At 47.0% G+C, this 21,511-nt stretch carries 19 protein-coding genes; 8 read left to right on the top strand and 11 right to left on the bottom strand.

From position 1 onward, the window contains the following. Window positions 1-64 precede the first annotated feature (64 nt). Window positions 65-1,123, bottom strand: a complete 1,059-nt coding sequence (argC, locus tag QT987_RS22580) for an N-acetyl-gamma-glutamyl-phosphate reductase (RefSeq protein ID WP_333057475.1) — start codon at window positions 1,121-1,123, stop codon at window positions 65-67. A 590-nt stretch (window positions 1,124-1,713) separates the two neighbouring features. Here argC and QT987_RS22575 point away from each other — a divergent pair. Continuing rightward, entirely contained in the window at window positions 1,714-2,730 is a 1,017-nt protein-coding gene (locus tag QT987_RS22575) for a sulfate/molybdate ABC transporter ATP-binding protein (RefSeq protein ID WP_333211490.1), read from the top strand. A 281-nt stretch (window positions 2,731-3,011) separates the two neighbouring features. On the opposite strand, the gene QT987_RS22570 is transcribed toward QT987_RS22575, so the two are convergent. Together QT987_RS22570 and hisF are read right to left on the bottom strand one after the other, a co-directional pair. Then, a complete protein-coding gene (locus tag QT987_RS22570; RefSeq protein WP_333079325.1) occupies window positions 3,012-3,353 on the bottom strand; it encodes a low temperature-induced protein in 342 nt (113 codons plus the stop codon). Window positions 3,354-3,787: 434 nt separating this feature from the next. Next, window positions 3,788-4,579, bottom strand: coding sequence for an imidazole glycerol phosphate synthase subunit HisF (gene hisF / locus QT987_RS22565; RefSeq protein WP_333244576.1), 792 nt, complete (start codon window positions 4,577-4,579; stop codon window positions 3,788-3,790). Window positions 4,580-4,774: 195 nt separating this feature from the next. On the opposite strand from hisF, the gene QT987_RS22560 reads away from it, so the two are divergent. The 4 genes from QT987_RS22560 (at window position 4,775) to nadB (ending at window position 8,730) form a co-directional block, all read left to right on the top strand. Continuing rightward, a complete protein-coding gene (locus QT987_RS22560; RefSeq protein WP_333244573.1) occupies window positions 4,775-5,005 on the top strand; it encodes a hypothetical protein in 231 nt (76 codons plus the stop codon). An 88-nt stretch (window positions 5,006-5,093) separates the two neighbouring features. Beyond that, window positions 5,094-6,080: an adenylate/guanylate cyclase domain-containing protein gene (locus QT987_RS22555; RefSeq protein WP_333243783.1), complete on the top strand. Its 987-nt coding sequence runs from the start codon at window positions 5,094-5,096 to the stop codon at window positions 6,078-6,080. 255 nt (window positions 6,081-6,335) lie between these two features. After that, on the top strand, window positions 6,336-6,770 hold the full coding sequence (gene psbU, locus QT987_RS22550; RefSeq protein ID WP_333244570.1) for a photosystem II complex extrinsic protein PsbU: 435 nt from the start codon (window positions 6,336-6,338) through the stop codon (window positions 6,768-6,770). Between the two features lie 307 nt (window positions 6,771-7,077). Continuing rightward, a complete protein-coding gene (gene nadB, locus QT987_RS22545) occupies window positions 7,078-8,730 on the top strand; it encodes an L-aspartate oxidase (protein ID WP_333244567.1) in 1,653 nt (550 codons plus the stop codon). A 20-nt stretch (window positions 8,731-8,750) separates the two neighbouring features. Here nadB and QT987_RS22540 read toward each other — a convergent pair whose 3' ends face one another. From QT987_RS22540 to btpA, 4 genes are all read right to left on the bottom strand, one after another. Next, complete coding sequence (locus tag QT987_RS22540) at window positions 8,751-9,011, bottom strand: hypothetical protein (protein ID WP_333244564.1); 261 nt, start codon at window positions 9,009-9,011, stop codon at window positions 8,751-8,753. A 758-nt stretch (window positions 9,012-9,769) separates the two neighbouring features. Next, the gene (locus tag QT987_RS22535) at window positions 9,770-11,905 is read right to left on the bottom strand and encodes a CHASE2 domain-containing protein (protein ID WP_333318595.1); all 2,136 of its coding nucleotides are present in this window, start codon (window positions 11,903-11,905) and stop codon (window positions 9,770-9,772) included. Between the two features lie 527 nt (window positions 11,906-12,432). Then, the gene (locus tag QT987_RS22530; protein WP_333057495.1) at window positions 12,433-13,356 is read right to left on the bottom strand and encodes a vitamin K epoxide reductase family protein; all 924 of its coding nucleotides are present in this window, start codon (window positions 13,354-13,356) and stop codon (window positions 12,433-12,435) included. A 114-nt stretch (window positions 13,357-13,470) separates the two neighbouring features. After that, window positions 13,471-14,358: a photosystem I biogenesis protein BtpA gene (btpA, locus tag QT987_RS22525; protein ID WP_333057464.1), complete on the bottom strand. Its 888-nt coding sequence runs from the start codon at window positions 14,356-14,358 to the stop codon at window positions 13,471-13,473. Between the two features lie 397 nt (window positions 14,359-14,755). Between btpA and QT987_RS22520 the strand changes: the two genes are divergently transcribed. Further along, window positions 14,756-15,751 carry a GDSL-type esterase/lipase family protein gene (locus tag QT987_RS22520; RefSeq protein ID WP_333244558.1) on the top strand — a complete coding sequence of 332 codons (996 nt, stop codon included), beginning with the start codon at window positions 14,756-14,758 and terminating at the stop codon, window positions 15,749-15,751. Window positions 15,752-16,326: 575 nt separating this feature from the next. On the opposite strand, the gene QT987_RS22515 is transcribed toward QT987_RS22520, so the two are convergent. Then, entirely contained in the window at window positions 16,327-17,379 is a 1,053-nt protein-coding gene (locus tag QT987_RS22515) for a Gfo/Idh/MocA family protein (protein WP_015178266.1), read from the bottom strand. Between the two features lie 511 nt (window positions 17,380-17,890). Here QT987_RS22515 and QT987_RS22510 point away from each other — a divergent pair. Further along, a complete protein-coding gene (locus QT987_RS22510) occupies window positions 17,891-18,574 on the top strand; it encodes a PEP-CTERM sorting domain-containing protein (RefSeq protein ID WP_333243769.1) in 684 nt (227 codons plus the stop codon). Between the two features lie 36 nt (window positions 18,575-18,610). Here QT987_RS22510 and QT987_RS22505 read toward each other — a convergent pair whose 3' ends face one another. From QT987_RS22505 to def, 3 genes are all read right to left on the bottom strand, one after another. Continuing rightward, entirely contained in the window at window positions 18,611-19,948 is a 1,338-nt protein-coding gene (locus tag QT987_RS22505) for a PrsW family glutamic-type intramembrane protease (RefSeq protein WP_333234155.1), read from the bottom strand. Window positions 19,949-20,125: 177 nt separating this feature from the next. Then, complete coding sequence (locus tag QT987_RS22500) at window positions 20,126-20,326, bottom strand: hypothetical protein (protein ID WP_199292547.1); 201 nt, start codon at window positions 20,324-20,326, stop codon at window positions 20,126-20,128. Beyond that, on the bottom strand, window positions 20,326-20,886 hold the full coding sequence (def, locus tag QT987_RS22495) for a peptide deformylase (RefSeq protein ID WP_333243765.1): 561 nt from the start codon (window positions 20,884-20,886) through the stop codon (window positions 20,326-20,328). Before def ends, QT987_RS22500 begins: the two co-directional genes overlap by 1 nt. Before the next feature lie 101 nt (window positions 20,887-20,987). On the opposite strand from def, the gene QT987_RS22490 reads away from it, so the two are divergent. Continuing rightward, the gene (locus QT987_RS22490) at window positions 20,988-21,497 is read left to right on the top strand and encodes a DUF1648 domain-containing protein (RefSeq protein ID WP_333243762.1); all 510 of its coding nucleotides are present in this window, start codon (window positions 20,988-20,990) and stop codon (window positions 21,495-21,497) included. Window positions 21,498-21,511: the final 14 nt, after the last annotated feature.

The following is a 21,511-nucleotide window of genomic DNA, read 5'->3' as shown; positions in this document are numbered from 1 at the left end:
AACAATAATTGCCTAAAAACCAATCATCTCGTAAACCCGCCCCGATCCAATTACCAATTACCAATTAAGGATAGAAAGCCAATTGTGGCAAACCCAAAGTTTCTTCCCAGCCCATCATCAAGTTCATGCACTGGATGCCTTGACCGGCTTGGCCCTTAATTAAATTGTCGATCGCCGACAGCACAATCACCCTGTCAGTACGCGGATCTACTTCCACACCGATGTAACAGAGATTTGTGCCGCAAGCCCATTTTGTTTGCGGATAAACTCCAGCCGGTAACACTTTTACCCAAGGAGAATTGCGGTAAAAAGCGCTGAAAATCGTGATTAAATCTTCCCGCACCAAACCCGGATCGCGCAAAGTTGCGTACACAGTCGCCAGAATTCCCCGCACCATCGGAATTAGGTGGGGAGTAAACTGAACTTTAATATCGTGTCCCGCTAAATCGCTGCAAATTTGCTCGATTTCTGGCGTGTGGCGGTGGCGCCCAACGCCGTAAGCGCCCAGAGAACCCTCTGCTTCAGCCAACAACAGATTAACTTCGGCTTTGCGGCCCCCTCCCGAAGCACCGGATTTGGCGTCGATAATTGCTGTTTCTGGCACGATGAGACCTTGTTTGAGCAAAGGTGCCAGGGCTAATAAACTAGCAGTGACGTAGCAGCCGGCACAGCCTACTAACTGAGCGTCTTTAATTCGATCGCGATACAATTCTGGCAAACCGTAAACAGCCGTTGCAGCTAAAGCAGAGTCCGATCGCTCGCCCCCGTACCAAGCTTTGTAAGTTTCCAGATTTTCAAATCTGTAGTCAGCCGACAAATCCAAGACTTTGCAGCCTTTTTCTATCAGCGTCGGTGCCATTTTGCAAGCTAAACCGTTCGGCAGCGACAGAAACACAACTTCGCATTTTGCCGCTATTTGGTCTAGGTCGATCGCCTCTACTGTCAAATCAATGCAGTTAGTCAGGTGCGGGTAAAGGCTGGAATAAGGTTTTCCTGCACTGCTATCCCCGCCCAAATAAACTACTTCAGCCGCCGGGTGGTCCGCCAGCAGTCGCACAAGTTGCACGCCGCCGTACCCTGAAGCGCCGATAATTCCTACAGGCACACGTCCAACATCTCCCATTTTCCTTTATCCCCTCAGCCGTTGAAGTCAAAAACGCTTGAACTTTTGCTGCATTGTAGTACCAAACGCCAACTTTGGTGGCAAAGAATTGTGTTGTTTTGTTTTGGAGGTGCATTTTTGTTAATTTTCGGCTGTTTGACCGAAAGCATCCAGGATACCCGCCACGTGATTCATTCCAACGCGCAGACTCAGGACCCAGAAATACAAAAACCTGTATCCAATACACAAGCCCCCGGATTTATCTCGCGCAAGTCAATGCTTCAATCCTTTAATCTAAAATCTCAAATCTCAAATCGCGCAATCGATTGACACCGCCCAAAACCCATACAAAGCCCTGGAGAACTCAAAATTTTAGACCAAAGTTCCATCTTCCAGATTCACTGCGCTGCAAGTAAATCTAAAATCTAAAATCTAAAATCTAAAATCGACTGACCGATCGCCAAAACCCTAAAATTAACAAACTGATGTGCGATCGTGCTATAAAAAAACTAACCTTAACCTATCCACAAACCGGAGATTCACATTTTTCCCTCTTGCCTCTTGCCTCTTGCTTCCTGTATCCTGCCTCTTCCCTCTTCTTTCTTCCTACCATGGGCATAGTTGTAGACAACGTATCAAAACAGTTTGGCAGTTTCCAAGCACTCGATCGAGTCAGCTTAGAAATTGAATCGGGTTCCCTAGTCGCATTGCTGGGCCCGTCTGGTTCCGGCAAGTCTACACTGCTGCGACTGATTGCGGGTTTAGAAATGCCCGACTCCGGCAAAATCTGGCTGACAGGCCAAGATGCCACCAATACTAGCGTCCAAGACCGCAAAATTGGCTTCGTGTTTCAGCACTACGCGCTATTCAAGCACATGACAGTGCGAAAAAACATCGCTTTCGGGCTGCAAATTCAGAAAACACCACCCGCGAAAGTCAAATCGCGGGTAGAAGAATTGTTGAATTTAGTGCAATTGGCAGGATTGGGCGATAGATACCCGTCGCAACTTTCAGGGGGCCAACGGCAGCGGGTGGCCCTCGCCAGAGCCCTAGCTGTGGAACCGAAAGTGTTATTGCTAGACGAACCTTTTGGAGCTCTCGATGCCAAAGTTCGCAAAGACTTGCGCGCTTGGTTGCGGCGACTGCACGACGAAGTTCACGTTACCACAGTCTTTGTGACGCACGATCAAGAAGAAGCGATGGAAGTTGCCGATCGAATTACAGTCATGAATAAAGGTAAAATCGAACAAGTCGGCACACCCGCAGAAATTTACGACCATCCCGCTAGTGCCTTCGTAATGAGTTTTATCGGCCCCGTCAATGTCTTGCCCAGCAGTTCAAGAATGTTTCAAGACAACGGCTTTGACTCAGCCAACCCAGAGATTTTCTTGCGCCCTCACGACGTAGTAATTGAAACTACAGAAAATAGTGCAACCGTGCCTGCAAGAATCAGTCGCTTGATTCATTTGGGATGGGAAATTCAGGTAGAATTAACCTTAGATGACGGTCAAGTAGTAAACGCTAATTTGACTAGAGAAAGATTCGATAGCTTGAACTTGCAGCCCCAGCAAAGAGTGTTCGTAAAGCCGAAAGATGCCAAGTCCTTTCCACTTTTTTATTCCATCTAAGGAGCGCGAATTAAATAACTTACAATTTTAATTGTTATTGTGGGATGGGCGTCGGGCCCATCCAAAAAGGACGGGCGGGACGCCCATCCCACAAACTTGTGGAAGTTATTTAATTCTCATTCCTAAGAGCAATTATGAAAACTCAAGCTAAATTTAGATTGGATACTGCCTTTCCAAGGATGTGGCGCGGTGTCTCTACAAAAAAAATCTAGGGACACGGCATCGCGCCGTGTCCCTAATCTTTTATACTGACAACTGTCCGCTGACTACTGCGTGCTGAGTTAGTCTTTAATTTTGCTGACAGCTTTTTTGACTTGTTGCTCAAAGGATGTAGCTTCTGTATTGGAAGGATTTTTCATTTTTTCAATGTCAGCGTCTCCCTGAACTTCGTTGGGTCCTTTGCTGGCTTTTTCTTGAGTTTCTTCCAAGGACATTGGTTTTTTCAGTACAGCTTCTTGAGATTCTTTTTCAATCCCTAAAAGTTGGTCTTCACCTTTGGTGGGGCTGCTAGTAACGGCAAAAGCGGGAAAAGCATTAGAAACAAACATCAAGGCACAAAAACAAACAGCTATTAAAGTGCGGACTAAACGCTTGGCAGGGAAGTTAAAGCTGATAAAAGACATACAAAATTTCTCCGTTTTTAGAAGTTTTGATCGCTAAGATTGTTAACAGGCTGAAGCTCACTCATATTCTGCACAATCTTTAACTCAATTTTGATCAAAGCAACCGTTGCTTTCTTTCAAATTGAGCTAATATATAATATTTAGCTGAAAAAGCTGGTAATTGAAATCCTTCTCAGGGAATATTTCTAGTTGACAGGAGTCGATCGCCCCAAGACATTTATGTAGAAGGCACTTGTGTAGAATCAAAAAAATTCTCTATAAGTGCCTTCGGATGCGCGTCACATAGCAGTATCAATCTCAGTAACTGGTTTTATCGTGGGGTGGAGGCGGGTGTATTTAGCCTGTTTGCAATGTGAGATGGCGCTGGAGTGAACCCGGAGAGCGGTTTGTTGAAAATGTTGCAAGATATTGAGATGCGCTCGACTATCCACTGACTAATGACTAATAACTAATGGCTGCTGCTGTCGCACGGGAACTTGAAATTTTGCTAGATAAGTTTTAATTTCTCCTACACTGAGTTGCCCGTAATGCAGCAGGGAAGCCAGCAGTGCAGCTTCTGCTTTGCCTTCAGTCACCGCTTCGTAGATGTGGTGGCAGTTGCCGGCGCCGCCGGAAGCAATGACGGGAATTTCGACCATTTCGGCAATGCTGCGAGTTAATTCCAAATCGTAACCGGCTTGAGTGCCGTCCGAGTCCATGCTTGTCACCAGAATTTCCCCCGCGCCGCGCTGTTCGGCTTCTTTGGCCCAGGCGATCGCATCTTTGCCAGTATTTTCTCGCCCTCCGCGCACGTACACGTCCCAACCAGGATGATCTGCGTCTTGCCGTTTGCGAGCGTCGATCGCCACTACAATGCACTGATTACCAAATCGATCGCTGGCTTTGTCAATTAAACTCGGATCGCGCACCGCCGCCGAATTAATACTCACCTTATCAGCGCCCGCCCTCAACAAACTTTTAATGGTGTCTAAGGATTGGATGCCGCCGCCCACCGTCAAAGGGATAAATACTCGATCGGCCGTGCGGTACACCACATCGATCATAATATTCCGGTCTTCGTGAGTCGCCGTAATGTCCAGAAACACCAACTCGTCAGCACCGGCATCGTTGTAAACCTGAGCCATTTCTACCGGATCGCCAGCATCCTTAAGGTTGACAAAATTGACACCTTTGACCACGCGACCGGCTTTCACATCCAAACAAGGCAAAATTCTTTTCGACAACATAAAATTCTCGTATTTCCAACTTATTGACCGCCGCAGCGAGGAAAAGGCTTTGTTGATATCTTCAAAAACCAGAAGTTAAGCAACAAATCTTAAAGATACCTTGTGTTTAACAATTCTCGATCGGAGCCGGAGAGCCATTTTTCAATTTTTTTATGCCCCGTTAGTCTAAATAAAATTTGGCGGGCAGTGGGAGCCGTGACATTAGGTAGAATATTGGTAGATAGTTATATTTTCAGCAAAAAAGCACCAAATTTAACTCCCCAGATAGAACTGTGGGGTGAAAAATATGACAATTTCGCTTATGATCGAACCATAACTACCTTTGCTGGCGATCGAATTGTGGTTCGGCAATCCTGTATGGTTTGGTGCATCGACGATCGACTAAACAATTTTAGATTTGAGATCGGCCGATTTGAGGTTTTTTAGCAGCAATCTCAGTCATAAGCCGCGCGGTAAAGTTAAAATTTAAAGTTTAAAACCTCAAACCGGTTGACTTGATGTCGTTTTTAGGGCTGTGGTGACTTTGCAAGCCAATCCACATTTGGTACTTCGTACAGAGAAAAGCGGCAATCGCTACTTGCCGCTCTCCGGCAGCAATTGCTGGACAGTAGGGCGGAGCGATGACAATAATTTTGTACTGACCGATCGCTGGATTTCCCGTAATCACGCGATGTTACAGCAAATGGAGACAGGAGAGTTCTACCTAATCGACTTGGGCAGCCGCAATGGTTCCTTTGTCAACGGGCGGCGGGTCAGTATTCCTGTCACTCTCAGAAATGGCGATCGGATTATTTTCGGTCAAACCGAATTGGACTTCTACAACCCAACCGCCGGCCACCGACACGATCCAATACACGAGACAGACTCTGAAGATTTTACGGCGACTTTGACGGTGCGTAGCCTGATTAGCGTCATGGTAATGGACATCCGAGACTTTACAGTTTTGACTAGGCAGCTAGACGAAACCCTCCTCTCGGAAGTCATCGGCAATTGGTTCCGCAAAGCAGGACAGATCATTCGCGAACACGGCAGTTGGGTGGACAAATACATCGGCGATGCCATCATGGCAGTCTGGTTCCACAAAACCAGCGGTGTCAGCAGCGAGGAAATGATGCGGATTTGCCAAGCTTTGAGCGAACTGCACAAGGCAACAGACGAACTCAGCAGCCGTTACCCCCTGCCTTTTCCTTTGCGAGTCGGGGCCGGCATCAATACCGGTTATGCTATGGTGGGAAATTCTGGCAGCAGCGATCGATCGGACTATACTGCCTTGGGAGATACTGTAAACGCAGCATTTCGCCTGGAATCTTGCACCAAGCAACTCGGCAAGGATATCGCTGTGGGAGAAACTACCTACAAATATCTGACTCAATTAGGGGCCCAGGGCGCTTTCGAGCAGCACACCGTTGCTTTGAAGGGTTACGACCATCCCACCGTGACTTACGGCGGTACTTATGCTGACTTGAACGCTTTTCTCAAAACGAAAGGAAAAAGTTCTTGATAGCTAGAAAAGTGGGTGCGGGGCAAAAATTAACCCCTTAAAATCGCAGTCCGAGTTTTTAATTTGGAGTGCCTTTTATAAACTTGTCTGCGATGCTTAAAACTCAGCCAATATCATATATAATCTGCGTTGTCAATACCCCAAGGGAAAGTTTATAACAGCCCTCTACCTATTGCGGATTTATCTGAAAAACTGCATAAGCAAAATGGTAGTCTCTACATAAATGCTGTGTATGAAATTGGGAGACAAAACTTCATGAAACGATTGGGTCGTCTATTGGCAGTATTGGGCTTAGTGCTGGGCTGCTTTGCATGGGCTGGAGACCAAAGCGCGATCGCGGCGTCATTAAGCCGTATCGTCTTGCCATCATCCTCGCTCCTAGCTGTTGAAGCTCCGGCTAGAACCAATCGCGCCGATGAGAAGCTTGCCACAGAATACGGCAAAAAACTTGATTTGAATAACAGCGCCGTCCGGGACTTTCGGGAATTTCGAGGGTTGTATCCCACTTTAGCTGGACTAATTATTAAGAATGCTCCTTACGAAAATGTTGAGGACGTACTCAATATTTCAGACTTGACGGATGCTCAGAAAAAAGTGCTGCAAGCTAACATGGACAAATTCACCGTAACTGATGTTGAATCAGTCTTTATTGAAGGAGACAACCGGTTGAATAATGGTCTATACGACTAGGTAGCAGCGGGTCTCATTTGAAGTCAGAAGTCATTGGGCAGAAGGCATTCGGCAGAAAGAAAAGATTTTTTTCTACAGGCTGATGGCTTCTGCCTTTAATTTCTCAAGACTTACTTTCAACCACCATTGAGCAAAAGCCTGCAAAAATTCGCTAGCTTGAAATAAGCGGGTTCCCCTTATTCATCTAAAGTCTAAAATCTAAAATCTAAAATCCCTTGAGTGACATTAGTTCAAGTCCCCAGATTCATCTGTAGACTCAATTCTCAAATCTAAAATCTAAAATCTAAAATTGACTGGCGGCAGACTTATGACTGACAAATTTGACGTATTGGTAATAGGTGCTGGCGCGGCGGGTTTGTACACAGCACTCTGCCTGCCAGAGCATTTACAGGTGGGCTTGATCAATAAAAATACCCTACCTGTTTCTGCAAGCGATTGGGCTCAAGGAGGGATTGCTGCGGCGATCGCCCCTGAAGATTCCGCAGCGCTGCACGTTCAGGATACACTGGCTGCAGGAGCCGGTCTTTGCGATTTGGAGGCGGTGAAATTTTTAGTCGAGGAAGCTGGTGCTTGCATCGACTCCCTGGTGAAAATGGGCGTTGCATTCGATCGCACCGGCCCAGATTTAGCCCTCACCCTAGAAGCCGCCCACTCCCGCCGCCGAGTTCTCCACGCCGCCGACACTACGGGCAAAGCCGTCATCAGTACGCTGACAGCAAAAGTATTAAGCCGCAAAAACATTCAACTCGTATCTCCTGCCTTTGCTTTGAGTCTGTGGCTAGACCAAACCGGGCGCTGTCAGGGGATTAGCTCGATTTGTGGCTCACAAGTCAAGTGGCTGCAAGCTAAAGCCGTGGTGCTGGCGACAGGCGGCGGCGGACAGGTTTTTGCTCAAACGACCAATCCGTCGGTAAGTACCGGGGACGGGGTGGCAATTGCGTGGCGCGCCGGGGCGCTGCTGCGAGATTTAGAATTTGTGCAGTTTCACCCGACGGCGCTGAGCACAGCGGGCGCGCCTCGGTTTCTCATTAGCGAAGCGGTGCGGGGAGAAGGAGCTCATTTGGTTGACAGTAAGGGATATCGCTTTGCTTTTGACTCTCACCCCAGCGGGGAACTCGCCCCTAGGGATGTTGTCAGTCGCGCTATTTTCCGCCACTTACAAAAAACGGGGGAACCTCATGTTTGGCTGGATTTGCGCCCGATTGCGGTCGATCGACTGCGCTACAGGTTTCCCAATATTATTCAAGTGTGTGCTGATTGGGGAATTGATATTTTTTCCGAACCGGTGCCGGTGACGCCCGCGGCCCATTACTGGATGGGAGGGATTGTGGCTGACAAGTTCAACCAAACTTCGATTCCGGGTTTGTACGCGGTGGGAGAAACTGCGAGCACGGGGGTACACGGTGCTAATCGGTTGGCGAGCAATTCGCTGCTGGAATGTCTGGTTTTTGGGGCGCAGATGGGACTTTTGCAGCTAGAAGGTGGAAAGCCCGAGGCACTCACAGATGAGTTAGATGCAGAGGAAATCTGGGATAAATCGATTTCTGAACAGGACATTGAGGCGATCGAAAGGTTGCGGGTTGAATTGCGGAATTTGGTGTGGCAGAGTGCGGGCATTTGCCGGGGACAGCGGGATTTGGAAAGTGCGATCGTCCAACTTGAGATTTGGCGGCAAGAATTTGCTTCGTTGCCTTTGAGTCAAACGCTTGATAATTTACGGCCCGGACAAATTATTGATTTTTCCCCTACTGAGACGGAGAATAGCTCGATTTTGCGAAATTGGGGAGAAGTTGGGAATTTATTGGATATCGGCTATTTAATTGTCAAAAGTGCTGCGTTTCGCACCGAAAGTCGTGGCGGTCATTACCGAGTGGACTATCCCCTCACCGATCCGGATTGGTGCAGCCATACTTTAATTAACCAATCCAATTGGTACAAATCTCCGCGAATAGAAGATTAAAATTTATTCAAAATTTGGGGTCAGCGCGTTCCCGTACCGTCACTTTCGGGGTTCCCGTTCGGGGTTGGTTCGTATTTTTGGAGATTTCCAAACCTAGAGGTTGATGTCACTGTCCCAAGTCTGGGGGTCAATGGCGTCGGGATCTTGCCCGCGCTACGGGCTTTTGTGAAATTGCTAGCTGAGTTGCTGGCAAGTCGAGCCGCATTGGCGGTGCCGACTATATTCACTTGCAGGCAGACCGCCAGGGTTGCCGTTGTTGTGAGCTGAATCAAAGTACGCATAGTATTCACCGCCTTATTCCAATCACCGCAATAGATCCACGTGTGTACCACCTATTATATCTATCAATTTCCGTATTTCCACTGATGTCTTTACATTTACTTTAATTAACTTTCGTAAGTTTACATAATTTTTTTTACATTAAGGCTTTTGGCGATTTGAATTTGGTTTCAGGTTGTGATTGATTTTAATATTTTGTAACATTCAGATGAGACGGCAAGTTGCTCTCATAAGTTTTATCTTGGGGTAAATCTATCTAATGACAGATGACAGATTAGAGACTTTAAATTTATGTGATTTGAGATGTGAGATTTCACTACTTAAAACATTTTTTTGAACGGTTTCAAAAAGCTTAGAAAGCTTACGGTTTAAGGCTCGATCAACAAGCTATTTTCCTGAAGTTAGCTGCACAGGGGACGCCTGAAATAATACAGTATATTCCATGTATATGCGGTACACACAACCTTGTCGTAAGTAAGGTGCGTCGCCACCAGTCAATCTGCAAGTTTCATTAAACATGAGCAGATCCGCACCCTACATAACAATGTACCAACAATAGAGCTTTATAATGTACTTCACGAACCACCGAATATGCTGTATCTCCCTCACTGCCCAATTAAGGTTTGAGACCTAAAATTGCTCAAATTTTGTCTGAAGTAATTGAGATTTTAGATAAAAAAATTGAATAATTATAAATGACTTATCAATATCGGGGTGGGGACTTTACCTACAGTTGTATTATGTTTTTAACTGGTCTTAATTAATAAAAGTGATATTGATTTTTCCCGCGTTCCTTAGCACGATACATCGCAACATCGGCATTCTTAACTAAAATCTCTGGCTCTTGACCGTCAATGGGATATAAACTAATGCCAATACTTGTAGTTACAGAAACTGTATGTTCTTCTAAAATAAAAGGCTGCATAATGGCGTCGCAAATTTTTTCAGCTACTTTCGCAGCTTCCTCACGGCCGGGAATTACGGGCAAAATGACTGTGAACTCGTCGCCGCCCAACCGCGAGATTGTATCGCTGCCGCGCAAGCATTTTTTGAGCCGACTGGCAACTGTTTTTAAGAGTAAATCGCCCACATTGTGTCCGAGAGTGTCGTTGATTGACTTAAATCCATCTAAATCTAAAAACAGTAAAGCTACCAATTCCTGATTGCTGGAGGCAATTTCTAGAGACTGATGCAAGCATTCGTAAAACATTTGGCGGTTGGGCAAACCGGTAAGAGAATCGTGATAAGCTTGGTGGCTGAGCTCAGCATTTTTTTGTTCGAGGGCATTTGCGCGGAGTTGGCGCTCGGTAATATCTCTGATTGCTCCGACTAAAAATAGGTTGCCTGCAGCATCTTTATGCAGGGATCTTTTAGTCGCAATTAGATGCGTAATTCCGTGAGCGTCAGTAAAATATTCTTCATTTTCTCGCGGCTGGTGAGTTTGAAATACTAATTCGTTTTCCTGCCAAAATATCTCGGCTTCGGCTTGGGGAAATAAATCGTAATCGGTTCGGCAAGTTAAAATTTCTAAAGGATAGCCAATAAACCGACAATATGCCTGATTCAAAACTACGCAGCGGTGATTTCTATCTTTGACAAAAATTGGGTCGGGAATTGTATCGATTAGCGATTGTAAAAATTCTTTAGACCGTTTTAATTCTTCTTGCAAGTGAGCCAGATAACCCACAACAGCAGCACCAGAACCCACAAGACTGACGATTGGAGGAATTAACGGTAGCCACCAACCGGCTAAAAATACCAAGTATAAACTGGCACTCAGACCTAGACAGATACTTAATAAACAGTAAGCCGATCGACCAAGCGATCGCAAATTCCAACTCACATTTGCTCCCGCCCAAGACCACAGCAAAATCCACAGCAACTCCGCAGCCTCTGGCCAGACATTGATACCCCCGCGCCCGTCGATGGCTGCACTCAAAATTTGGCTCAAGAAATGAGCCTGAAGCTCGACTCCCGGTATTTGTTGGGGAGGACTAAACCAACCGGAACTGTAAGAATTTTGGTAAAAGTCTTTGAGGCTGGGGGCATTTGAGCCGATCAAGACAATGCGCGATCGTACAAAATCAGCAGGTACGGTGCCAGATAACACATCGCTCATCGATGCAGTGCGAAAACTGCCTCGTGGGCCGCGCAGGTTGGTCAAAATTTGATAGCCACGGCTGTCCGATCGAACGTAAGCACCGTCATTCGGTTGAAAAGGCCGAAAAACCCCCTTGCCTAACTGCAAGTATGTAGGATTGACTCTTGCTGGTTGAGGCGAAATTCCTTCGCTTTTGAGGTAAAGCAAAGTCAGTCTGAGTGCGAAACTTTGATGAGTTTTGCCGTCTCCGGGCCAAGCGTAGAGCAAAGTTCGCCGCACTTTTGAGTCAGCGTCGATGACAACGTTGTTGAAACCGATTCGATCGAGCTTGTCAAGTACCGGAGGTGGGCGAACTCCCAACCTGGTTTCGTCTGGCATCAATTCAATGCCGATTAAGTTGGGAATAGTTTTAAAAGTTTTGAGCAATTCGGCGTTACCCGGTTGAGTTGGCAAATCTCGGTAAATGTCGAGGCCGATCGCCCGCGGCTGGCCAGCGTGCAATTTTTGCAGCAATTGGGCCAAGACAGCATCCGAAATTGGGTAGCCGTATTTTTGCAAGTCAGCTTCCTTAATTTCTACAATGACGATGCGCGAGTCAATGGGTTCGGCCGGTCGCCAGCGCACAAATTGGTCGAAAGCAGCCCATTCCCACACCTGAAAACATCCGAACCAGCGCATTAAAATGACCGTACTAGCAACGGCACTCGCAGTAATCAATACTCGGCGTTCTCGATCGACCCATTTTTTGATAGTTTCTAGCATATTTTGGGGATTTGGGCTTCGCCCTGTGAGCATCTAAACTACTACTACGTATAGGTTTTACATCTCCGAGTCGATTTTAGATTTTAGATTTTAGATTATCCAATTTTTTGGTTTTTCGGTGCGAGCGAGTCGATTTTAGATTTTAGATTTTAAATTTTAGATTATCCAATTTTTTGGTTTTTCGGTGCGAGCGAGTCGATTTTAGATTTTAGATTATCCAATTTTTTAGTTTTTCGGTGCGATCGGGCTGCAACAGCAGAAACCGGGTTTCGCCACCAAAATATGTCATTTCAACAATCATTCTGGAAGCAGAAACCCGGTTTCTGGCGTTTTTTTTTGTGTAAAAGTTCTAGTATTTATTCGCTGCTCTAAATACTAGAGAGCCACAAATTGTTTTAAAGTTTTTCGTTGTAACTAATTTTTACTATTTTTTTATTGATTATAGATGCGAGATTTTAGATTAATTTCGCCGCACGAGCCAACGATAAACTAAGTTAAAAACCAGGATATTTCCGGCCAATCAATCTAAAATCTGTCATCTATAATCTCCAACTTTCCTGTCAGTTTTGAAAGGTGCGGGGGCCGGTGTAACCCGATAAATCAGCGAGTTTATCCAAAGATTGTGTCCCTGCATAAAACTGACCATTAATCTCCCAAGTGGGGAAACCTTTAACATTCGCAGCCGCCGCTTGGCAAATTTGGGCGCGGGAATTTTGCCCCCTGGGATCGCATTCAAAATAATCAATTATTTTGGCTGCTTCTTTGCCGAACAGCATTTTTTGGTCGTGGCAGTGGGGACACCAGTAAGCGCCGTACTCTTTAGCGCCGATTTGTCGGAGGTGGCGGGCCAAAGCCATTTCGGCAGGGCCGGAGGTGGTAGTGACGGCAGGGGGTGCAAGTCCGGGGGTAGAGACAATAGGAGGAGGTGATTTGACGCTGTTATAAAGTCCCAAGGCGCCGATCGAACTCACCATTGCCACCAAAATGCCTGTAAACACCAACTGCCCGATATCTTCCCACTCGCGCCCGACTAGCACCAGTACAAACAGCGACAGCGCAAATAAGGCAGAAGTGACGCAGTAAATGCACAGTTCCTGAATTTCAAAAGCCATCAAATACATCAAATAGCTGCTGAAAATTACCATCGCAGCGGTGATGATAAATAGCGCTTGCCAAGTTTTGTTTTCTAGTTGAGAGTGCAGTCCTTTCTTGGTGGCGGGATTTACAGCTTTGGGAGCCAATGCCAGGATTGCTATGCTCAGGTAAGCCAGACAGCCTAACAAACTTAAAGGCACTGTACCAAAGACTGTGGCGTAGGGACTGTTAAGAACTTTGTCGCAGCCGCTGGTGGGACAAATGACCGAGCCATTGGTGAATTTAGCGATCGTGAGATAGGCCGTTTCTACGACGCCTATGGCTGCGATCGCTGCCATCACAGTCCGAGACCAGCGATGAATCCAAGGGGTTGAACGTCGGCGAATCATTTTTTGATTTGGTAATTTGGGAATTGGGAATTGTTGACTGTCGACTGATGACTGTTGACTGTTGACTGATGACTGATGACTGATGACTACTGCCAACAGTCAACAATTCCTATTTTACGTTTTACTTGTGACTTTGCCCGGTTCCGGTGTTGGCCCTCTTGAGCCATTAGCATCTCTATTTTCCTGTTCGGGCTCTTTCTGTGACAAGCTGCGACGGGCAGCTTCTACAAACTGACTGACGCGGATCGGATCGATGGGCTGCTCGATGCGGCCGTTTCGTTTCAGGGAACTCGATACGATTACGCCGTCAGCGGCCTGCATGAGGGTGGAAATGTTTTCCCACGAGGCGCCGCTGCCGATGAAAACTGGAATTCCAGCAGCAGCAGCACTCGCGAGTTCTAAGTCTTCGAGATTGGGAGGGCTACCAGTTGTCCAGCCGGAAAGGATTACGGCGTCGGCTAAAGCGCGCCCGATCGTCTCTTGGACGGCTGTGGTCAAGTTGGGGCTGCCTAGGGGTCGCCCGTGCTTGACTAACACGTCTGCTAATATTTTGACATCGCTGCCCAATTCCCGGCGGTAGCGCAGTAGCTGGTGAGCTTGGCCTTCAATTAAGCCTTGGTCTGTAGCCATAATGCCGTTGAGGACGTTGACGCGGATGAATTGAGCTCCTGTGCAGGAGGCGATGGCGATCGCGCTGTGGGCGTCGTTTCGCAGCACGTTAACGCCGATCGGCAGCGTCACGAGATTTGTTAGCCTCTCGACTACCAGAGTCATGGCACTTACCACAGCCGGATCTACGCTGTCTTTGGCAAAAGGAGCGTCGAAAAAGTTCTCGACAATGATACCGTTTGCGCCACCAGAAGCCAGCGCTGTAGCCTCTTGCTCGGCTCTTCCGATAATAGCTTTGAGGTTTCCGCCCCAGCGGGGAGAAGTTGGCAAAGGCTGTAAATGTACGACACCGATTATGGGATTCGGCGTTTTGAATATTTGTTTTAAGTCCACGGATTTTCCTGAAACCACCAAGTTCACTGACGGCTGACGGCGGATTTTGACGGTATATTCTAGAATTCTATATCGACGGGGGCGATTCGGTTGACTTAATCGGGTCGCCAAGTTGCTCAAAGCCCGCAGCCATAACAGTTTAGATTTTAGATTTTAGATTTTACAAAGGCGACCTCACCTCACTCAAAGACGGATACTTGCTTGTAGACAGGAGTCCTGGAAAGCAAAAAAGTTTAGATTTTAGGGATATTTCCCAGATTCATCTGTGGAGTCAATGCTTTAATCTTTAATCTCAAATCGACTGACTACAATCGGGGTTGAAAGCTTGACTGCAGTTGCATTCTTTTTTATACCTTGGTGTCGGCAGGGGTTTTTCCTTCTCTATCGAGGTTGACTGGTGGAAGTTGTTCTCATAATTTTGGCTGTCACCGCAGCATTGGGGGCGGCAATCGAAGTGCTGCTGCGGGTGCTGCTGGGTTTTGGTAATCCCTTGATTTATATTGCCGATGCCGAGTGCGGCTATTTGTTGGCGCCCAACCAGAAGGTGCGCCGCTTGGGCAACCGGATTGAGATTAACGAGTATTCGATGCGTAGCGGAGCGATCGCCCCCCTCCCCGATCCGTCAACTCTGCGCGTTTTGCTATTGGGAGATTCTGTCGCCAACGGCGGTTGGTGGACACATCAGACAGATACGATCTCGGAAATTATGGCTCGGAATTTGAGACTGCAAGTACAGAATCTGGCGAGCGATGCACAATTAGGTTCACAAGTCAACTATTTAAATTTTGAAGTTCTCAATGCCTCAGCCAATTCTTGGGGGCCGAGGAATCAACTTGCTTACGCCAAGCGGTTCGGTGTTTTTGGGGCAAAGGCTTTGGTTTTACTGCTCAATACGGACGATTTGTTTGCATCGGCTCCTTGTGATCTGGTTGTGGGGCGCGATCGATCTTACCCGGATCGCAAACCCCGATCGGCTACGTTAGAGTTATTGAGCCGCTACCTGCTACCTGCAGTGCCGACTCCTCAATTGGCCGCACCCGGAGCCACAAGCGGCGATGTAGTAGGCTGCAACTTAGAGGCTATTAGCCAAATCCAGAAAATAGCTGTATCCGCCAACATCGAGTTTTTGCTAGCCGTCACGCCCAAGCGGGGCGAACTCGGCGGCCCGGGCCCTCGCGACTGGGAAGTCAAGGCTAGAGCGCGTCTCGCCGAACTCGTAGAAACAGAGAAAATTACTTACATAGATTTTCTTCCCATTTTCAATTGTGCGGCCGAATTTCCAACTTTGTATCGAGACAGCATTCACCTGAGTCCTCAAGGAAATCAGCTAGTTAGCAAAACCATCAGTCGTCAAATAGTCGCTCTTTTTTGGCTTGACACTCTCCGGCCTTAAGGCACGGGGATTCTTAAGACATTTCAGTCTTAATATCCCTATAGCTAGGGTTCCCAGGCTGACTACTCTGGGCACAAAAGAGTGCGTAGTCATATCTCCTCAAAAATGTTTTGGGCGTAGACTTTCCCCCAGTCCGGGGGTAGGTTTTTACATCTTGTCTGATTTGGTTATTCTACCATCTTCATTTGTTAAGATGGATTTGTTATTTTACTTAACAATGGAAAAAAGCCGTCCTACAAGGACAGGGTTTTCAACCCAATTTTCTGATAAATCCTAACCTCACCTCAAGACGGACAATTGCCCCCGACTCGTGTTGTGGAGAGCAAAAAAATTTAAACCTTAGTTCAAGCCCCCAGATTCATCTGCAGAGTCAATCTAAAGTCTAAAATCCTTCGACGCTCGCGCGAATCGAGTGAGCGCGGCTCGATGCTCGCGCTCGCCGAAATGCTCGCGCCCCCGTCTCAAATGTCAAATCGGCTGACATCGAATCCGGTTGCATGGGAACAGTTATTCTCTTCAACAAACAACAAACCCAAACTGTAAAAGCACCCGGAAACGACAAGATTTGTCTCGATTTAGCTAACTTGCAAAGTAGACTCTAGCTCTTTCGGATACCAAGCTTGACCGTCGAGAGCCATTTGCTCGATCGAACTCGCAAGCCGCAGAGCTTTGAGAGCTTGTTCTCCTCCCACAGAAGGCTGATTTCCACCCCGCACGCAATTAATAAAATGCTCCAATTCTGCGTGGAGCGGTTCAATATTGCTGGTGTAAACTTTCTCGATCAACCCATCTTGACGGTAAAGCACCTGACCGTAATCCGTCACGTAATTGGCGGTTGTTTGTCGGTGAATCAAGATTTCGTTGTTGAGAAAATCTGCCTCTGTCAGAGAATTTTTGCAGTGAGCCACGATTGAACGGAGTTTGCGGTGCGTCACCTTACTGGCAGTCAGGGTGGCGACAATGCCGTTAGCAAAGTTCAACGTCGCTGTCACGTAGTCTAAATAACCTGAATCTGATGCCCTGCTGCCGCTGGCCGTCAGCTTCACTACTTGGGAATCTGCCAATTCCAGGAGCAAGTCGATGTCGTGGATCATTAAATCCAAAACTACCGATACGTCGTTAGCCCGCTGGGAATAGGGACTCATCCGGTGAGCTTCCAATGCCAGTAACTCTTCAGTTTTCAGCACTTTGCCGAGTTCCTGAAAAGCTGGATTGAAGCGCTCGATGTGACCCACTTGTAAAATCCGGTGGGCCTCAGCAGCCGCGTTGACCAAAGATTCGGCTTCGGCAATGCTAGCCGCGATCGGCTTTTCAATTAAAACGTGAACACCCGCTTGGAGACAAGACATCCCCACAGGGTGATGCAGGCGAGTTGGAACGGCGACGCAAACTGCATCTACGTGGGCGAGCAAATCTCGGTAGTCTTCAAAGAAGCGAACCCGGTATTTGCTTGCTACATCTATTCCCCGCTCTACATTTATGTCGGCAACACCCACGAGTTCGATATCTTTTAGCAAGCTCAGAACTCGCGTGTGGTGCTGGCCCATATTGCCAACCCCAATCACCCCAATGCGGAGGGGTTCGGGTTGACTTCGCTGGGCGAAAACGTTTGCGTATCCCAATGACATCCTATCTAGCACTCCTGGATTCTCCTCCACCACCACAGGAATCAAGCCCCTTGGCTTCCCTCAGCTACTCACAGCCATCCAGATAGTACCACAGTCAAACTATTTGTGAAGAATTTCTAAGTTCAGTTGCGATTATCGCATCGGGCAATTAAGCAGAAGCGAATCATACACAAGGAGAGAATACTGGGGTAAAATATCTGGAAATTGCGTATTGACAAACTTTATGAAGTGTGTATAGGTATCGGGACGATCGTCGGCAGCATAGCAACAACAACACAAACCCGTCGGAATATTTGGCGATTACGATCAAACATTTTTCTGGTTTGTGTTCAAAAGTAATAGTGAAAGTCAGAAATTATACAAATACAACAGATGACGCATCCGTATTAGTTCGGTTATTTACATTCCGCAATCTTTGAATTCAAAAAAATTTACTTTAAGAATGGGGATAATTACGGGCGATCGCTCACTACCATAAATTACACTTACGTAAAGCTTAATATAAAAAACAATGAGTCAAAAACTAAGGCCCAGATTAGGAAGTGCGATCGCTAGCACAATTTTAAGTTTGTTTTCAGCGGTGTCATTAGCAGGAGTAGACAAAGCACAAGCCGCCGTACTCACCTACAATATCAATTTTGACGGTCAAGGTAGCGGTTTTTTAAAGGTGGATAACTCCTTGCTTACAGGAATAGACATTGAAGGAATTTCCGAGGGGACAGTTTCCGAGGGAAGAATGTACGGTTTTACTTTTCCCGAGTTGGGAAGCACAAAAGAATATGATAATTTGGCAGGGGTTCGAGCTGTATTTCGTGAAGGGCAGTTTCTCGGAGTGCAAGCCAGCGGCGGCGACGGTGCGATAAGAGACTATATCAGTCCTCCAGACGAACCAGGAGGGCCTTTTTTCTTGAGGGTTGAGGGCAGCGCATATTGGTCTATCGGAGTTACCTCTGGCTCGTGGAGTAGGGAGGTAGTACACAGACAGGTGAACTATCAATCATATATAGACGATGGATCGATCGTCACCGACAGCTATGTTATATACTCTAGATATATCTCCCCCAATGCCGAGGTTTCTTACACTTTAGTGAATACCGAACCCGAACCTGTTCCCGAACCTCTCACTGCTGGGGGGACAGCTTTAGCATTGGCAGGTTTAAGCTGGTTAAAACACAAGAAAAAAATGGCAGTTTGAAGTGCGATCGCACCTCAACAATTAACCAGTCAGCAGTCACTTTTCAGAAAATATTCTCGTGGCAAAATTTTGCTCTCGATTCGGAGACAGAGCTCTGGCTTTCAAAATCGCAGCTACCAAAAACGCATAGGACAAAACTCCCACCAACGCCAGCAAAAGTACGCTGGCTGCTCCCGACGCATTCCACAAAGCGTGAAGTGCCGAAGCACTGAAATAACCTACGCCCAAAATTTGCCACCGCTTCCTGGGTTTGAGGGCGCTCAAACCGATAAAATATCCCAAATAGCCGCTGTAAGCCATATGTCCGGCGGCGGAACCCAAAATCCGGGGAATTAGCAACTGCAATCCTACTAATTGTCCGGCGTCGGGCCCTGCTTGCAGAGTGACATTTTGGATGACATTGGGAACGTACTGTCCCAGAGTTTCTAACAGTGTAAAGCCGACTGCTGAGGCACTTCCTAACAGAATGCCGTCTAAAGGTTCCCAAACGCCGATGCGATCGCGCCACGGATTTTTCAGCCAATTTCCCAGCAACATTGCTCCCAAAACGGGCAGGGCTTTCAGCAATTCTTCCATTAGACCCGCCCCGAAAAACATTCTGGTCAAAAAAGGCAAAAAACTGATTGTTTCGCCTTCGATTGGCAGACGGCCGGGCAAAATTTCTCTAAATACTAATATAAATCCAATTAATAAGGGGCTGATCACAATCAGGACTGTAGCTAAAGCCGAACCAAGCAATACCCACCAAGGCTTGTGTTTGCCGCACAGTTGATAGATAAAGTAGTAAGCCGCACCGGCGAGGTAAGCTGACAGCAGCAAGTTGAATGCTGCGGAATTTCCAACGGCGACAAACATCGATACGACAACAATAACTGTGGCAATACCTGGATATAAGTAAGCTTTTTGGCTTAATTGTTTGCCCGTGGAGGCGATCGGGAATAATTGAGTTAAAGTGAGAGCGTCTTTTTCGATACCAGCAAAATTGCCCGTTTGTGGTGAGCTTAATCCGGGTTGATTTTGGTAAGGGGTTACGGGAGATTCAAATATAAATTCAGGGCCGTCCAGGCCGAGACTGATGCGATCGCCTGTTTCTAAAGTTTGGCAACCAGAGAGCTTTTTTCCGTTGATATAAGTTCCGTTAGCGCTGTTAAGGTCGCAAATTTCCCATCTTGTCAAAGTACCCTGGGTTAGGGGACGGATCATGGCGTGGCGACGGGAAACCATGCCGTGGGCGATCGACTCTAAAGTTATTTGACAATTGCGATCGCGTCCGATAACCAATTCCCCTTCTTCAGAAAGTTGGTACTTGGATACTGGGGTTCCCACAGCGTCTTGGGCTGGCACTTGTCGCAGAAATCCGATTTCATTAGTCATGAGTTATGAGTCATTAGTCATTAGTCATTAGTCATTAATCATGAGCTCGCGAGCTGTTAGCTGATGTTATTTTTGAGCAGTCTTTATTCCACAGTTATTGGTTGTTAGCTGCTGACTAATTACTAATTACTAATTACTAATAACTGCTGACTAATGACTAATGACTAATAACTCTGCTTATAGATTTGCCCTGGCATCCTGAACGGCTGCATAGAAAAATATGCCAGTTAGCGGTACGCTCAGGGCGAGGATGATGCCCGTGACTAAATTGCCAAGTTGAGCTTCTCCCGATGACAGCTCAAAAATGGAGCCGACTGCCGCGATCGCAGTGATGCACGAAAGAGCTAATAGTAAACCACTTTTCGGAGTTCCTGCCATCATACTGATTTTACTGCCTTTGGCGAAAATTTCTGCTTGACTAATGCTTCATTCAGTGCGAGCTTGTTTTCAACTCTGTCTACAAACAGCACTCCGTTGAGGTGATCCATTTCGTGCTGAATTGCTCTCGACAGTAAGTCTGTTGCTATCAGGGTTTGTGGGCGGCCGTATTCGTCGCGGTAGGAGACTTCAATGACTTCTGGGCGTTTGACTTCTAAATAAACTCCCGGAATGCTCAAACACCCTTCTTGCAAGATGCAGATATCGCCGCTGCTACTTTTGATGGTGGGATTGATCAAAACGATTGGGGGTGTGGCAGGGTTTTCCGGGTCGCAGTCGAGCACGATTACTTGTTTGTGGACTCCGACTTGGGGGGCGGCCAAACCGATACCATCCGCACTGTACATGGTTTGCAGCATTTCTCGGACTAGCTGCCGAATTTCTGCATCGACGCTTTTGACGCGCTTGGCTGGCTGCCGCAGGACGCGATCGCCTAATGTGTGTATTGTTAGGGGCGGTTTTTCTAACTTTTTCTTTTCAATCAAGACCTGAGCCGTCATAGAACCTCGCGGGATGTTTGGAAACCCCCAACGAAAGCTGTTGGGGAATGGAATTGGAACCAATACTATTATTGTCAATATTAATCTAATTTTCAGTAGCCATGACTGGAAACGCACCAAACCAACGGCCGGTTATTTCTCTGGGGCTTTCGCCCGTTTTACTGGCGGTAGAGCTTTTAGCGGCGATCGCGCTTTTGCTGGCTGTTTTGCTCATCGTCAAGTTTTGGGCGGTTTTGCCCGATCGAATTCCGATTCATTTCGGCTTGGGGGGGCTGGCTGATGCTTGGGGCGACAAGGTAACGATTTGGATCGTGCCGGCTGTGGCTGCCATTATTTTTGCGGTTTTAACTGCAATATCGCGCTATCCGCATACTTTTAATTATCCGGTACGGATTACTTCTGAGAACGCTCACCGCCAATATCTGTTGGCGCGAGGCCTTTTGGTTTGGCTGAAGGCGGAGATTTGCTGGCTGTTGGCGTTTGTGGTGCGGCAGCAAATTCTTGTCGCTTTGGGCAATGCTCAAAGGTTTAGTATCGAGTTACTTTTAGCAATACTCCGGACAGTTTTTAAGCAGCCAGAGTACCATAAGACAAGACTGAAGGAAGGTTAGGGTGATTTAAAATC

This window comes from Microcoleus sp. SVA1B4 (assembly GCF_036700545.1).
Lineage (GTDB): Bacteria > Cyanobacteriota > Cyanobacteriia > Cyanobacteriales > Microcoleaceae > Microcoleus.
This window is presented reverse-complemented; position numbering and strand designations above follow the sequence as displayed.

Bases quoted from the DNA above. Each gene is read 5' to 3' on its own strand.
- argC (WP_333057475.1), bottom strand. From the start codon at position 1,123: ATGGGAGATGTTGGACGTGTGCCTGTAGGAATTATCGGCGCTTCAGGG.
- QT987_RS22575 (WP_333211490.1), top strand. From the start codon at position 1,714: ATGGGCATAGTTGTAGACAACGTATCAAAACAGTTTGGCAGTTTCCAA.
- QT987_RS22570 (WP_333079325.1), bottom strand. From the start codon at position 3,353: ATGTCTTTTATCAGCTTTAACTTCCCTGCCAAGCGTTTAGTCCGCACT.
- hisF (WP_333244576.1), bottom strand. From the start codon at position 4,579: ATGTTGTCGAAAAGAATTTTGCCTTGTTTGGATGTGAAAGCCGGTCGC.
- psbU (WP_333244570.1), top strand. From the start codon at position 6,336: ATGAAACGATTGGGTCGTCTATTGGCAGTATTGGGCTTAGTGCTGGGC.
- nadB (WP_333244567.1), top strand. From the start codon at position 7,078: ATGACTGACAAATTTGACGTATTGGTAATAGGTGCTGGCGCGGCGGGT.
- QT987_RS22540 (WP_333244564.1), bottom strand. From the start codon at position 9,011: ATGCGTACTTTGATTCAGCTCACAACAACGGCAACCCTGGCGGTCTGC.
- QT987_RS22535 (WP_333318595.1), bottom strand. From the start codon at position 11,905: ATGCTCACAGGGCGAAGCCCAAATCCCCAAAATATGCTAGAAACTATC.
- QT987_RS22530 (WP_333057495.1), bottom strand. From the start codon at position 13,356: ATGATTCGCCGACGTTCAACCCCTTGGATTCATCGCTGGTCTCGGACT.
- QT987_RS22515 (WP_015178266.1), bottom strand. From the start codon at position 17,379: ATGTCATTGGGATACGCAAACGTTTTCGCCCAGCGAAGTCAACCCGAA.
- QT987_RS22510 (WP_333243769.1), top strand. From the start codon at position 17,891: ATGAGTCAAAAACTAAGGCCCAGATTAGGAAGTGCGATCGCTAGCACA.
- QT987_RS22505 (WP_333234155.1), bottom strand. From the start codon at position 19,948: ATGACTAATGAAATCGGATTTCTGCGACAAGTGCCAGCCCAAGACGCT.
- QT987_RS22500 (WP_199292547.1), bottom strand. From the start codon at position 20,326: ATGGCAGGAACTCCGAAAAGTGGTTTACTATTAGCTCTTTCGTGCATC.
- def (WP_333243765.1), bottom strand. From the start codon at position 20,886: ATGACGGCTCAGGTCTTGATTGAAAAGAAAAAGTTAGAAAAACCGCCC.
- QT987_RS22490 (WP_333243762.1), top strand. From the start codon at position 20,988: ATGACTGGAAACGCACCAAACCAACGGCCGGTTATTTCTCTGGGGCTT.